This window comes from Microbulbifer variabilis (genome assembly GCF_023716485.1).
Lineage (GTDB): Bacteria > Pseudomonadota > Gammaproteobacteria > Pseudomonadales > Cellvibrionaceae > Microbulbifer > Microbulbifer variabilis_B.
The window spans coordinates 442,567-456,255 of record NZ_CP092418.1; the positions used below are offsets into that span (position 1 = coordinate 442,567).

Below are 13,689 nucleotides of genomic sequence, written 5' to 3' on the forward strand. Positions count from 1 at the left end.
TCGAAATTGGATACCGAGGTCTGAACCATGAACCGAGCCCTGGCTTTTAAATTGGGCGCTATTGCTGTTTTGATTTTGTTGCTTCTTATTCCACTGACCATGATCGATGGCCTGATCAGTGAGCGAAAGCGTTACCAGAGTGATGTGCTAAAGGATATTGCCCGCAGTTCCAGCTTTAACCAGCAAATTACCGGCCCTATTTTAGTGGTGCCCTACGTCAAGAAATACTGGAAGTGGATAACCAATGAAAAAACCGGTGAGAGGCACAAGGAGCAGCGGGAGGAGCGCGGCCACCTGTATTTTCTGCCCGAGCGCTTTGTCTTCGATGCCGACCTGACAACCGAGCGGCGTGCTCGGGGTATCTATGAGGCGCTTCTGTACCACAGCGATAGCAAGGTCAGTGGCTTGTTCCGAGTGCCGGAGAAACTGGGCTTGGGAGCGAATTTGGATCAGTACCGCTTTAGCACGCCTTACTTATCGGTAGGTATCAACGATATTCGCGGTATCCGCAACGATCTGAAATTGCGCTTGAACAACCAGACATTGGAATTTGCACCGGGCAGTCGCGCACCGATACTCGGTGATGGTGTGCACGCTATGCTGCCAATGGTGGATTCGGAAGGCGGCCAAACCCTGGCGTTTTCATTCGATCTCAAACTGCAGGGTACCGAGCACTTCAGCCTGGTACCGGTGGGTCGTGACAGTCGTGTAATGATGAGGGCCGATTGGCCGCATCCGAGCTTCTTTGGCAACTTCCTGCCCAGTAGTAGAGATTTAAACGATCAAGGATTTACTGCGGAATGGCAGACCAGCTTTTTCGCCACCAACTTGGAGGAGATACTGCGGCGCTGTCATGGGGAGGATCAATGTAACAACCTGACTAATCGCCGCTTTGGTGTGAGCTTCCTCGATCCGGTGGATCAGTACCTGAAAACTGATCGCGCGATTAAATATGCATTGCTGTTTATCACCCTGACCTTCGCCACCTTCTTTCTGTTTGAAATACTCAAGCGCTTGGCGGTGCACCCGGTACAGTATGCCCTGGTAGGTTTGGCGCTGGCGTTGTTCTACCTGCTGCTGTTGTCACTGTCAGAGCATATCGCCTTCGTCAAAGCCTACATAATTTCCGCCGCGGCTTGCGTTGGGTTGATCGGTTTTTATACCAGTGCGGTGTTGCGCAGCTGGCAGCGGGGGCTGGGATTCGCGGGACTGTTGGCTGCCCTATATGCACTCTTGTATGGTCTGCTCAGAGCTGAGGACTACGCCCTGTTGATGGGCTCGCTGTTAGTGTTCGGGGTGCTTGGCTGCACTATGGTACTGACTCGTCAACTGGACTGGTACAACGTCGGGCACAGCCCTACCCAGAGGGGCGGCGAGCCCGGTAAAGATGAACAACCGTAAGCTGGGATAAATCACTTCGGGGTGGTATGTAACCGCCCCGTTCTAGTTTTCGCTTCCGGTTTTATTGCCCGCCCAATTTCACGATGTAATTCCACTCTTCCTGGCGCACCGGCTGTATCGACAACCGCCCCTGCCTGACGAGTACCATTTCCGCCAGCTGTGGATCCTTCTTGATTTCTGCCAGGGGTATCGGGCGTTTGAATTCGCTGCGCCATGCCAGGTCCACACAGAACCAGCGCGGACTATCGGCGCTGGCCTTGGGGTCGAAGTACTTGCTCTCGGGGTCGAATTGCGCCGGGTCCGCATAGGCGGCGCGCACTACCTCGGCGGTGCCCACCACCGCCGGCAGCTTACAGGCGCTGTGATAGAACAGCACCCCATCGCCCACGGCGACCTGATCGCGCAAGAAGTTGCGCGCCTGGTAATTTCGAATACCATCCCAGCGGCCGCTGCCATTGGCTTCGGCGGCGAGGTCTTGCAGGCTGTACTCATCGGGTTCGGATTTGAATAACCAGTGTGTCATGCGGCAGTTTGTCCCTGTGCTGCGCCGGTTGGTGTTTCGCCGGCGATCGGTGCCATTTAGTATGAAGCCATACAAAAGTGTCAAATCGGCGTTATCTTTTTACGCCTCTAGCGGGAGATTATGGGAAACAAAGCATTTCAGTGGCTTTCAGAGCGCCTGTCGAGCCACAGGTCCCAGTACTGGGCCCTGCAACTCAGTGGTTGGGCCGGCTACACGCTGCTGACTTTTATCGGCAGCTTTTTCTGGGTGAAGGACCATTGGATCCACTCGGGTTATATTGCGGTGGCCACCGTCGCCGGGATATTTCTTAGTGAAGTCATGCGTTTCGGCTTTCAGCGCCTATGGAACAAGCCTCCGGTGACTCGATTCTTTGGTTCACAGCTACTGGTGATTGGCGCAGCCGCTGTGTGGGCGGCAATCAAGTTTGGTGGCTCCCTGTGGCTGTACGGTAAGGCGAGCGATGAGCACCCGGTATGGCAGGCTACGTATTGGTTCTCCTATTCGTTTATGATCCTTACCACCTGGGCGGCGCTGTATTACGGCATCAAGTATTATCGGTCTTCACAGACTCAGCGGGCCAAGGCTCTGCGTGCGGAATCCATGGCGCATCAGGCCCAGTTAAAGATGCTGCGCTACCAGCTGAATCCCCACTTTCTCTTCAATACGCTAAACGCTATCTCCACTCTGATCTTGGATAACGATGGGCGCACCGCCAACAATATGGTCACACGCTTGTCTCAGTTTTTGCGTCATTCTCTCGATAATGACCCCATGCAAAAGGTTACCCTGGCCAAGGAAGTGGAGGCCCTGATGTTGTATTTGGATATAGAGAAAGTACGCTTTGCCGATCGCCTTGGGGTACGGCTGGATCTGCAGGGCGATTCGCCCCAGGCATTGGTGCCCAGCCTACTACTGCAACCTCTGGTGGAAAATGCAATTAAATACGGTATCTCTCAACTGGAGAGCGGTGGCGAGATCAATATCAAGGCGCGAGTGTTCGCAGGGGAGTTACTGCTCGAAGTGAGCGACAATGGTCCGGGTATGCCGGAAGAGGAGTTGCGCCTGATAGGCAAAGGTTACGGTGTTGGTATTCGCAATACCTGTGAGCGCTTGCGTGCTCTGTATGGCGATGATCAGAGAGTGCGTTTCCACAACCGTCCACAGGGTGGGCTGTCGGTGAATATCCGCATTCCCTATGAACAGGAATAACGAGATGAGTGCAGTTGAAAACCTGACCGCAGTAATTGTCGATGATGAACCCCTGGCACGTCGCGGCCTGCGCCTGCGCCTGGAGCATATGTCCGGTGTCGATGTAGTCGCTGAGTGCGGCAACGGCCGCGAGGCTCTGGAAATTATTCTGCAGCTAAACCCGGATGTGGCGTTTGTGGATATTCAGATGCCTGGCGTCAATGGTCTGCAGCTGGTGCAGCAAATACCCCTGGAAAAACTGCCCCAGGTGGTGTTCGTAACGGCTTATGATCAGTATGCGGTGGAGGCCTTCGAGGTCAACGCGGTAGATTACGTATTGAAACCCATCGAAGAGGAGCGACTGCAACTGGCTCTGACTCGCGCACGGGAAAAAATGGCCACGGCAGATATCGCCATACAGCGCGAGCAGCTGTTGGAGGCGGTTGCGGATTTGACCAAGGAATCTCCGGAGGCACTGGAGCAGAAACTGGTCAGCGGCCAGTTTGCCGGCAGCGCCTACCCGGATAAAATCGCTGTGAAGGACTCTGGCAAGATCACCCTAGTGCCGGCACGGGAAATCGATTGGATTGACGCTGCCGGGGACTATATGTGCGTACACGCCCAGGGCGAAACCCATGTGATGCGCATTACCATGAAGGAATTGGAACAACAGCTGGATCCAAAATTATTCCAGCGCATTCACCGCTCCACTATCGTAAATTTAAGCCGTGTACGGGAAATTCGCGCGCATATTAATGGTGAATATCACCTGGTGTTGGACAGTGGCGAGTGCCTGAAAATGAGCCGCAGCTATAAGAGTAAAGTGCAGCATTTTCTTTGAGGTGTTTTTGCGCCTAGTGGAAATAAAAATTCACTCAGTAACCTGATCGAATATTCCCGACATTTTGTCGCAACGGCCTTGTTTGCAATTCCTAATGTATTAGCCTTCCTCTCCCTAGCCCGTCGGCCTCCAGCGATGGGCATATCGCGCAGCACAGGAAGTGCGGTTATTGGCCCAGAGCTAGAGTGTCTGGAATAATGCCTATCACCCCCAGAAAAATGGTATTTTTTCCAAGAAAATAAACCGGGTGCGAACCGACATACTAACTGCAGATTTACGATCTCTGCATCAGTGTTTTGTCAGAGACAGTGAAATAGATCAGGACTTGTCTGGGTCACTGCCACACTAACCGTAAATATATAATTAAGGGCCTATGGAATGGCACTGACAAAAGCCGCTCTGAAAAATCCTGCTGCCGCCGGTGTGGTAGTGGTGTTCGCCGTCTTGCTGGGGGCCTTTCTTGCCAGCCGCTTACCAGTACAGCTTTTCCCCGATATCGAAAGCCCGCGTATTGTTATCCAGGCTGGCTGGCGTGCTGCCGCACCGAAAGAGGTGGAGGCAGAAATTGTTGAGCCGATTGAATCGGTTCTGCAGGGCCTCACCGGCCTGGAAACCATGGAGGTGAATGCTGGCCGTGGCGGTGCTTGGGTAAATCTCGAATTCAGTATGGGCACCGACATGGACAAGGTGCTGATCGATGTGATCAGCCGTATGAGCAGCTTGCCGCCTCTGCCGCGAGATGCGGAACCGCCGCGGGTAATGCTAGGTGGTTGGGGCGGTGGTACCAATGCACTTACTTATTTCTTTTTGCAGAAGCTGCCTGAAAATCCCAACCACCTCGATGACTTTACCGGCCTGATTGAGGATGTGTTGCGGCCGGAGCTGGAGTCTGTGCCGGGTGTGGCAAGTGTGGAGGCCCAATCCGGTCGTGCCGCGCAAGAGGAACTGCAGGTTATTTTCGACCCTTGGAAAGCGGCCGATTTAGGTATTCAGTTGCCGGCGATCAGCCGTCAGTTAGCCTCGGCAAGAGATGTTTCTGGTGGTTTTACCGATGTCGGGCGTCGCCGCTACACACTGCGTTTTGTCGGTGAGTACAAGCCGGCGGATTTATCCGAACTGGTGCTGGAGTGGCGCGATGGCCAGCCGGTGCGCCTCGGTGATATTGCCGAGGTGCGTGTAGGGCCCTCTGAGCCCCGCGGAGTGGCCACACAAAATGGCAATCCGGCTGTCTCTATGCGCATCAACCGCGCAAACGATGCCAATATGCTTGCCACTCTGGAGCTGGTAAAACAGAAGGTTGAGGAACTGAATGAGACCAAGCTGAAAAACGAACAGCTGGTACTGGTGCAGTCTTTCGATGCCTCGGTATTCGTTTACCGCGCCCTCAATTTACTTGGCGGTAATATGATTTTGGGCATATTGCTGGCGGTGGGGGTGCTCTGGTGGTTTATGCGGCGTATGCGCGCTACTTTGATTGTGGCAGCCGCTATTCCCATTTCCCTTTTATCCACCTTCGTTGTCATGTCCGCCGCTGGGCGCAGTGTCAATGTGATTTCCCTTGCTGGCCTTGCTTTCGCTACCGGTATGGTGCTCGATGCGGCAATTGTGGTGTTGGAGAATATTGTGCGTCTGCGGGAAAAAGGCAGCAATCCAGAGGAGGCTTCGGAACAGGGCGCCGGTCAGGTTTGGGGCGCATTGCTGGCGAGTACTGCCACTACCGTAGCGATCTTCCTGCCGGTATTTTTCCTCAACAGTGTCGAGGGACAGGTCTTTGGCGATCTGGCTCTGACGATTGCAGTGGCAGTGGTATTTTCCCTGTTGGCGGCCATTGCCATAGTGCCACTGGCGGCAAAACTGTGGCTGCCCTCGATTTCCAGTGAGGATCGTCTGGCTCATGTGTGGGAGAAAATCGCCACTCGGGTTATGGCACTGACCGGTACCCGTGCACGTCGCTGGCAGGTGATCGGTGGTTTTCTGCTGGTGCCTATTGCCGCAACTTATTTCCTATTACCCAATCTAGATTATTTACCGCCGGTAAAAAGGGATGCGGTGGATGTATGGATGAATTTCCCCGCGGCTACAAATACCAAAACTATCGAAAAGGATATCGTCAACGAACTTGACCGGCGCATGGCACCCTTTATGAGTGGTGAGCGGGAGCCGGCTCTCAAAAACTACTACATCATTACCTGGCCCAGCGGCGGCAATATGGGCGTGCGTGTCAAGGATATGGATCAGGCTAAGGAGATGGAGACGCTGTTGCGTGAGGAGATCCTGGTAGATATTCCCGACTTTCAAGGCTTCGCCGCAAGGGGCAACCTGTTTAGCCGCTTTGGTGGAGATCGCAATATCGCCCTACACCTGCAATCCCGTGATGCTGATGGATTAATGCGCGCGGCTGCCCGCGGTGTTGAAGTGGTGGAAGAGGTGATGCCGGGCACCCCAGTGCAGACTAACCCGGGTCTGTCTCTGTCTGAACCAGAGCTGACGGTGCGCCCTAACGACCGCGCCATGCTGGAGCAAGGCTGGAACCGCCAGGATATGGGGGGGCTGATTCGCACCCTCGGCAATGGCCTCTATGTGGGTGAATACTTTGACGGGGAAAAACGCCTGGATATGATTTTCAAGGCCAAGCCTTGGAGTACACCGGAACAGTTGCAGAATACGCCGTTGGTCACTCCCCGTGGAGAGGTGGTATCGCTGAGCCAGTTGGCGAGTGTGGAGCGCACCGTGGGCCCGGGCAATCTGCGTAGAGTAGATGGTCGTCGCACTATTACCCTGAATATTGTGCCACCGGATGACATCTCTCTGGAGGAAGTACGTGCCCAGCTTGAGGAAGAGGTGCTGCCGAAAATTCGCGAGGCTCTGCCCGAGGATGGCAGTATTCTGGTGGGGGGGAACGCTAGTGATTTGGATAAAGCTCTGGTATCCCTTTCACAGAACTTCCTGTTGGCGCTGTTGATTCTGTTCCTGCTGATGAGCGCTTTGTTTCGTTCACTGCGCGATGCTGGGCTGGTGCTGTTAACCGTACCGCTGGCTACTGTCGGCGGGGTCTTGGCACTGCAGTTGCTGAATTTGATCAGCTTCCAGCCCCTCGATCTTCTCACCATGATTGGTTTCGTTATTCTGCTGGGGTTGGTAGTGAATAACGCCATCTTGTTAGTACACCAGACCCGCTCAGCGGAAGGCGCGGGCGCTAGTCGGATAGAGGCGGTGGAACAGGCGTTGCGCCTGCGCCTGCGGCCGATCTTTATGAGTACCTTGACCAGCGTATTCGGCATGTTGCCCCTGTTGGTAGCTCCGGGCGAAGGAAGTGTGATCTACCGCGGTCTGGCCGCCGTGATTGTCGGTGGAATGGCGGTCAGTACTCTGTTTACCTTGATTTTATTACCGGCGCTGTTACAGACCGGTCGCCTGCCTGTGCCGCAATTTACCCGCTTGCGTCAAAGACTGGCCCTGAGGAGTTCCCAATGAAAAAGTTACTTGCCGGAGTAGTCCTGTCCCTCACCTCTGTGGGACCGGTTTTGGCCCAGAGTGGCGCCGTGGCGGTCACTGTGGATCGGGCTGAGACCCGCCAGATGGCAGCTAGCCAGTGGTCCGCGGGGGAGGTGGTGAGCCGTCGCGATATTCGTATTTCCTCTGAACTGGATGGCGTGTTGGAGTTTGTTGCTGAGCCCGGTAGCTTGGTAAAAAAAGGTGAGCGCCTGGCGCAGTTGGATGGGACCCACTGGCGCTTGCAGCTACGTAATAGCGAGAGTCGTATTGCCCAGCTGAAGGCGCGTCTCACCTACCTGGACGCGCAGCTGCATCGACTGAGTAAATTGGCGGAAACCAACAGCACCTCCCGTGCGGCGCTGGAGGAACAGCAGGCCGAGCGCGAGGCGATGGCCCAGGATCTGTTGGCCGCACAGATTGAGCGGGATAGGCGCGCCTATGAACTTGGTAAGACCAATATTGACGCCCCCTTCGATACCCTGGTGGTGAGTCGCGAGTTGCAGGCGGGGGAATATGTCCGCACCGGCTCCGAGCTGTTGCGCGCGCTGGATATGTCCCAGCTGGAGGTAGAGGCAGATATTCCATTGGCTGCTCTGCCCCTGATTGGTGCCGGCGACAGTATTTCGGTGCGCAGCGATGCCTTGTCCCTCTCCGAGAGTGAGCGCGCCAAAGCACGGATTATCAGCGGTCATGTGCGCCAGTATGTACCTGTGGCTAGCGAAAACTCTCGCAGAGTTAAGCTGATGGTGCAGCTGCCCGGCAAGGCTTCACAGCAGAGGGACTGGGTAGTGGGCATGCCGGTACAGGTGGCGGTACCCCTGTCTGAGGCCCGCGACACCATGGCAGTTCCGCGTGACGCCTTGGTGTTGCGCAATGGCGAAACCTTTGTTTACCGTGTGGATAAAGAGGATAAAGCAGAGCGTTTGTCGGTTCGTGTTGGCAGCGGTGATGGAGAGTGGATAGCCGTTTACGGTGAACTCGCAGATGGCGACCGGGTTATCGTGCGCGGTGCCGAGCGCCTGCAACCGGGGCAGGAGGTGAAGATATTATCAGAGGTGGTGCGCGATAAAGATGACAGCAGTGTTCTGGCGGTGGCTGACTGAATTATTGATACCAGTCTCCTTTAATTAAATTGGGGAACAGAGTTCCATGACAATACACTTCTGCGACATTTACTTGCTCGTCGAGGTGTCTTATGCGTTTCCTGCTTGCGCTGCTGTTACTGACGATTGCCTCAGCACCTCTCGCGGAGACGCAGGTGGTGCCCCTTCTGGACGGGGCGCGCCTTATCGAAGCCAACAATGAAATTTATTTCTATGCAGATGGATATTTCTACCGACAGGGACCAGATGGTTACACCCGTGTGGAGCCACCACTCGGGGCTAGAGTGCCGGAAGTACCAACAGGCACATCCTTTTACCTCGGTGGCAAGGATTACCGGCGAGCAGGGAATGGCACTTTTTTCGAGTTTGACCCTAAAGACAACCAATTTGTGGTGGTTACCCCTCCGGCCAATTGGCGTAATTACAATCGCAATCCCCTAGCACCCGAAGTAAGAATTTACCCGCGTGCCTATCCGCCCAATTACGAATCTACCCGAGCCTATCCTCCTAAATACGAATCCTCCCGCAATGCCAGCCAGCTACGCCATTCGAGAAATGTCCGCCGCCCTGACAGAAATCTCGGTCGTAGGGAAGTGTTTTGCAAGGCCAGAGCAGCCAATCTGGTGAGAAGTGTGCATAGACCCGGAAGGGTATCTGTGATTAGTACTCGCGCCTATCGCAGACAATACCTCAATTGTATGCGCAGCTATGGGCGCAGACGCTACTGAGCCCCTTTAAGTTGAAGAGCCGAGAGCCTGGCCGCTCTCGGCTACACTCAAGAAATAAGCCCCTAGGGGCAAGGTCTTCCCCTTGCTGATACTGCTTCATGGACAGATGTGTATTTTATGCTGGGTGTTGGTGGTTACTTCTTTACTGATAAGCCTAAGACTCGCACCGGGCAACGACTTTCCCACTTTTTTCCGATCGCCCTCTGCCTGATTTTTTTCGCCCTTTGCTCTCTGGCCGCTAGTGCCCAGTTACCCGGTTCCAAGCCCAAGGAATTCAAGGCGGTGGTGCCTGAGTTTGCCGATCCTTCTGCAGATTGGTGGACCGGCTGGGCCAATGCATCGCCGGAGCAGCGACGAGAGTGGCTACAGGCCATTAAAAAGGGTTGGCAAGAGTGGCAGCAAGAATTACCTGAAGAGGATGAGGCGCTGCAAAAAGGGGCGAAAAAAATTACCCAGAGCCTGGAGGGGGTGGAGGTCACCTGGAAGAAGCGGCAGGAGTATTTAAAAGTTGAGTTGATGCCGGAGGTGAAGTTTCCGGAAAACCCTAGTGTACTCGACTGGGCCCGCGCCGATGCGGCCATTAGCCGCGGTCAACGCCGCCTGAGTGGTGTGCAGCTAGAGGCGCGGCAGCTGCGCGCTAGCCGATCGCAATCCTTGGCGCAGTTGCGCAAGCAGGTAATTGTGCTGCGTGATGCCAAAGGTGAGGAAGAAGATCAGGCGGCACAAGCGCTGTTATTGGCGCAGATTAATCACCTGAATATTATTGAGCAGCTGGATACGGTGAATGAGTTTCTCGGTACCTGGCAGGAAAAAATCGAACTGTCGGAAGCCAAGCTGCGCGGTATGCTCGACGACCTGCAGTTCAGTGAGAAGGATGCCGAAAAGCTGGAGAAATCCATCACTGACAGCGATAAGAAAATTGAGCGTATCGCCGCTACCCGCACCAGTATCCAGAGCACTACCGAGCCCTCCACTGACCCCGACGTCAATATGAAAAAGGACCTCACCCTGATGCAGCTGGAGGTGGACCTTTTAGAGGAACACCTGGGTAAGCGCAAGAGTGAGTTACTGCAATCCATCAACCGCGTATTGAATCCAGAAACTGGCGAGGAGACATTGGTTGTCAGTCGCGAGCTGCTGGAGAATGCCAATGCGGTGATCGATAGCACTTCGCGGGAGCTGGCGATCCGACAGCGGCAGGTGGTGGCTTGGCGCGATGAGGAGGAAAGTGCCGATCTGAGCCGTTGGTGGGCTTACTTTGAACGGATCGGCAGTGGTCTGGCGCGGGCCAACGACTTGGAGCAGGATATCCAGCGTTATGAGAAGGCCCAACTTGAAGTTTACCGCGAGCGCCAGGGTTGGTGGGCCACGGTTCGCGAACGTTTGGCGCTGACCGGCCGCCAGGTATACAAACGCTGGCGCACTCTGGCGGATTACCAGTTGTTTACTATCGCGCAAAACCCAATCACGTTGCGCCTGATTGCCAGGATGGCATTTGTGTTGGTCTGCGCCTGGTTGCTGTCGGTACTGACTCGCGCCTTCCTGCGCCGGCTGGTACGCAGGGAACACGCCAGCGAATCCTCCATGTATAACCTGAGCCGCGTGTTGCACTACACCTATATCGGCGTCGCCCTGATTGTGGTGTTGAGTATGCTCGGCCTGGATACCTCCAAGCTGGCACTGGTGGCTGGAGCCCTATCTGTAGGTATTGGTTTTGGCTTGCAGGCTATTTTTTCCAATTTCATTTCCGGGCTTATTTTACTGTTCGAAAGGCCCTTGAAGGTTGGGGACTTGGTAGAGCTGGAGTCCGGTGTTTTTGGCCGAATCCGCGATATCAATGTGCGTTCAACCCGTATCACCACCCGCGATAATGTGGATATCCTGGTACCGAATACCGAGTTTGTCGCTGGACGGGTGATTAACCATACCCTCGATGACCCGGTGCGTCGTATTCATGTGTCCTTTGGTGTTTCCTATGCCTCCGATCCAGACTTGGTGCGGGAAGCTGCACTGGAGGCCGCCTCGCGGGTCAATATCACACATACCGACTGGAAGCGTAAAACTGAAGTCTGGCTGATGGAATTTGGCGATAGCGCGCTGAATTTTAAGCTGGTGGTATGGGTGAACAGTAACATGGTCACTTCGTTGGGTGACTCCTATGCGCTTTACAATTTAGAACTGTTGCGGGAATTTCGTGAAAAGGGTATCGAGGTGCCTTTCCCACAGCGGGATCTGCACCTGCGCAGTTGGGATGCACCGGCAATGATTACTCGCACAGGGAGAAAGTAGTAGCCCAGGGAGAGTATCGGGCTTGAGTTGCGGTGAACAGGCGTAGTATTTTCCAAGCGGCCGACGGTGATGTCGGCCCCATCCCTGTTATTTTTATTGCAGCGTTTTGCTATTGGGCGTTCGTGCAATATCTACAAGGAACTGCCCGTGCTGATAATCCCGATCCAGAATAAACCAGACTGGCGCCGACCTCCTCTGATGTGTTTTGTGCTAATCCTCGCCAACTTGCTGGTATTTATGTTCTACCAGGGCAGTGACGATGCCCGCTGGCAGCAGGCTGAGGAGTATTACTTCGACAGTGACCTACCGGATCTGGAGGAGCAGCGCTTCCTGATTTATGTCAATGAGGAGCATCCCGAGTGGCGCCTGCAGATGGATGTAGAGGGCGAGGAATTTGTCTATCGGGAACTACTGTGGAATACGGAATTTCACCAGTGGTTACTACCCAGGCTAGAACAGGAGGAGCAACCCCAGTGGTTACAGCAGCGCCAGCATTTTGCCGGGCTGCGCGACAAGATTAGCAGCATGGCCTTGGGTCTGACGCCGGCGGAGCCCAGCGCGGCTGGACTTTTTGGTCATATGTTTTTACACGGCAGCTGGGATCACCTGATTGGCAATATGGTGTTTTTGCTGCTGTTTGGCTTATCGGTTGAGCTGGCACTGGGGGGGCTTTGGTTTATCACCCTCTATCTTCTCGGTGGCTTGGCTGCAGCTAGCCTGCACATGTTGGTTGAATCGGGCAGTTATGTACCTATGGTCGGTGCTTCTGGCGCAGTATCGGCGATTATGGGGATGTTCGTTGCTATATACGGAGTGCGGCGCTTGCGTTTTTTTTACACCGTCGGATTTATGTTTGGCGAGTTCAGTGCACCGGCTCTGATGGTGTTGCCCCTGTGGCTGGGTAAGGAAGTGTTTGGCTACCTATATGGTGATGCCGGGATCGCCTATTGGGCCCATACCGGCGGCTTGCTGGCTGGATTTGTTCTGGCCTTACTGTTGATTTACTGGCGACCACCGTTAAAGGCGATGCCGCAGGAAGAAGAGGAACTGCCATCCCCGCAAAAGGGCGCGCTGGCGCGCATCGATCGATTCCAGGAAGAGGGTAAGCTGCTCGAAGCCGCAGAGGCTGCAGCCTCCGCAGTACGTCAGTATCCCGACCACCTACCGCTGATACAGCGCTTTATCGAGTTGACCGCGATTAATCCCGATAGTGAGGCGTATCACCGAGCCAATTTGGCGCTATTTGCCCAGGCGGCCAACCCAACAGTTGATGCTCGTATTATTTCTTCCGGTTATTACAGTTACCTGCAAACTACGCAGAAGCCTCGAGCCCTAACAGCCAAAACTTGCCTGCTGATGGCGCGTCGCGCTGCTGAAGCCAAAAACTGGCCCTGGCTCGATGAACTCTTGAACAAGCTTATTGCGCAAAGAGTACAGCACCCGTTGATACCCAAATTAGGTATGACTCTGGTGAATTATTACCGACGTCTGGGCGAGGAGGGGCGTGCGCGGGAAATGAAGGCGTTAACCCAGGGGATAGAAATATCTGGACAGCCCTAGAGGATAATAATCTGTTTATAAAAATACATTGGCAGTTAGACAGATCCCAGTGAGTATCCATAAGATCAAATTGGCAGGGGAGCCTTATGAATAAATATATTCTTAAAAAAGAACAAATCCTGGATATGGAGGGGGAGCACAAGGTGCACTTCCTCAACCCGAATGCAGTGCGCCGCAATAAATCCTTGGGAGACATGACCGGGATAAGTGGCTTTGGCTTTCACATTATTGAAATAGAGCCTGGGTACGAATCCACAGAGTATCACTGCCACAAATTTGAAGATGAATGTGTCTATATCCTGCAGGGGCAGGCTTCAGTATTCATCGGCGAAGAAAACTATATAGTGGGTGAAGGGGACTTTATCGGATATCCGGCTAATGGCCTTCCCCATGTGATGAAAAATACCGGAAACGATATTCTGCGCTGTATCGTAGTGGGCCAGCGCCTGGATCATGATGTGGCAGACTTCCCCAATAAGAATAAGAGAATTTACCGTAATAAGGGGTTGCCGTGGGAGCTAGTGGATCATAAAGATATCGAGCACCCTCGTTAACTCCACA

General features: G+C 54.2%; 10 protein-coding genes. 9 read left to right on the forward strand and 1 reads right to left on the reverse strand.

Going from position 1 to position 13,689, the window contains the following annotated elements; all coding sequences use genetic code 11:
• Window positions 1–27 precede the first annotated feature (27 nt).
• A complete protein-coding gene (gene creD, locus MJO52_RS01920; protein ID WP_252084316.1) occupies window positions 28–1,401 on the forward strand; it encodes a cell envelope integrity protein CreD in 1,374 nt (457 codons plus the stop codon).
• A gap of 61 nt (window positions 1,402–1,462) precedes the next feature.
• On the opposite strand, the gene MJO52_RS01925 is transcribed toward creD, so the two are convergent.
• Window positions 1,463–1,924, reverse strand: coding sequence for an EVE domain-containing protein (locus tag MJO52_RS01925; RefSeq protein ID WP_252084317.1), 462 nt, complete (start codon window positions 1,922–1,924; stop codon window positions 1,463–1,465).
• 120 nt (window positions 1,925–2,044) lie between these two features.
• On the opposite strand from MJO52_RS01925, the gene MJO52_RS01930 reads away from it, so the two are divergent.
• From MJO52_RS01930 to MJO52_RS01965, 8 genes are all read left to right on the forward strand, one after another.
• Window positions 2,045–3,133, forward strand: coding sequence for a sensor histidine kinase (locus MJO52_RS01930; RefSeq protein ID WP_252084318.1), 1,089 nt, complete (start codon window positions 2,045–2,047; stop codon window positions 3,131–3,133).
• A 4-nt stretch (window positions 3,134–3,137) separates the two neighbouring features.
• Window positions 3,138–3,953: a LytR/AlgR family response regulator transcription factor gene (locus MJO52_RS01935; protein ID WP_252084319.1), complete on the forward strand. Its 816-nt coding sequence runs from the start codon at window positions 3,138–3,140 to the stop codon at window positions 3,951–3,953.
• A 378-nt stretch (window positions 3,954–4,331) separates the two neighbouring features.
• Complete coding sequence (locus tag MJO52_RS01940; RefSeq protein WP_252084320.1) at window positions 4,332–7,427, forward strand: efflux RND transporter permease subunit; 3,096 nt, start codon at window positions 4,332–4,334, stop codon at window positions 7,425–7,427.
• Window positions 7,424–8,551, forward strand: coding sequence for an efflux RND transporter periplasmic adaptor subunit (locus tag MJO52_RS01945; protein WP_252084321.1), 1,128 nt, complete (start codon window positions 7,424–7,426; stop codon window positions 8,549–8,551). The genes MJO52_RS01940 and MJO52_RS01945 overlap by 4 nt, the downstream gene beginning before the upstream one ends.
• Window positions 8,552–8,643: 92 nt before the next feature.
• Entirely contained in the window at window positions 8,644–9,279 is a 636-nt protein-coding gene (locus MJO52_RS01950) for a DUF6515 family protein (protein ID WP_252084322.1), read from the forward strand.
• Window positions 9,280–9,396: 117 nt separating this feature from the next.
• Entirely contained in the window at window positions 9,397–11,568 is a 2,172-nt protein-coding gene (locus MJO52_RS01955; protein ID WP_252085950.1) for a mechanosensitive ion channel domain-containing protein, read from the forward strand.
• 69 nt (window positions 11,569–11,637) lie between these two features.
• The gene (locus MJO52_RS01960) at window positions 11,638–13,128 is read left to right on the forward strand and encodes a rhomboid family intramembrane serine protease (RefSeq protein ID WP_252084323.1); all 1,491 of its coding nucleotides are present in this window, start codon (window positions 11,638–11,640) and stop codon (window positions 13,126–13,128) included.
• Window positions 13,129–13,214: 86 nt separating this feature from the next.
• Window positions 13,215–13,682, forward strand: a complete 468-nt coding sequence (locus tag MJO52_RS01965) for a cupin domain-containing protein (protein WP_252084324.1) — start codon at window positions 13,215–13,217, stop codon at window positions 13,680–13,682.
• The last annotated feature ends 7 nt before the right edge of the window (window positions 13,683–13,689 follow it).

Excerpts from the sequence above, each read along its gene's own strand:
- MJO52_RS01955 (WP_252085950.1), top strand. The coding sequence starts at position 9,397 with ATGCTGGGTGTTGGTGGTTACTTCTTTACTGATAAGCCTAAGACTCGC.
- MJO52_RS01935 (WP_252084319.1), top strand. The coding sequence starts at position 3,138 with ATGAGTGCAGTTGAAAACCTGACCGCAGTAATTGTCGATGATGAACCC.
- MJO52_RS01940 (WP_252084320.1), top strand. The coding sequence starts at position 4,332 with ATGGCACTGACAAAAGCCGCTCTGAAAAATCCTGCTGCCGCCGGTGTG.
- MJO52_RS01945 (WP_252084321.1), top strand. The coding sequence starts at position 7,424 with ATGAAAAAGTTACTTGCCGGAGTAGTCCTGTCCCTCACCTCTGTGGGA.
- MJO52_RS01950 (WP_252084322.1), top strand. The coding sequence starts at position 8,644 with ATGCGTTTCCTGCTTGCGCTGCTGTTACTGACGATTGCCTCAGCACCT.
- MJO52_RS01930 (WP_252084318.1), top strand. The coding sequence starts at position 2,045 with ATGGGAAACAAAGCATTTCAGTGGCTTTCAGAGCGCCTGTCGAGCCAC.
- creD (WP_252084316.1), top strand. The coding sequence starts at position 28 with ATGAACCGAGCCCTGGCTTTTAAATTGGGCGCTATTGCTGTTTTGATT.
- MJO52_RS01925 (WP_252084317.1), bottom strand. The coding sequence starts at position 1,924 with ATGACACACTGGTTATTCAAATCCGAACCCGATGAGTACAGCCTGCAA.
- MJO52_RS01960 (WP_252084323.1), top strand. The coding sequence starts at position 11,638 with ATGTCGGCCCCATCCCTGTTATTTTTATTGCAGCGTTTTGCTATTGGG.
- MJO52_RS01965 (WP_252084324.1), top strand. The coding sequence starts at position 13,215 with ATGAATAAATATATTCTTAAAAAAGAACAAATCCTGGATATGGAGGGG.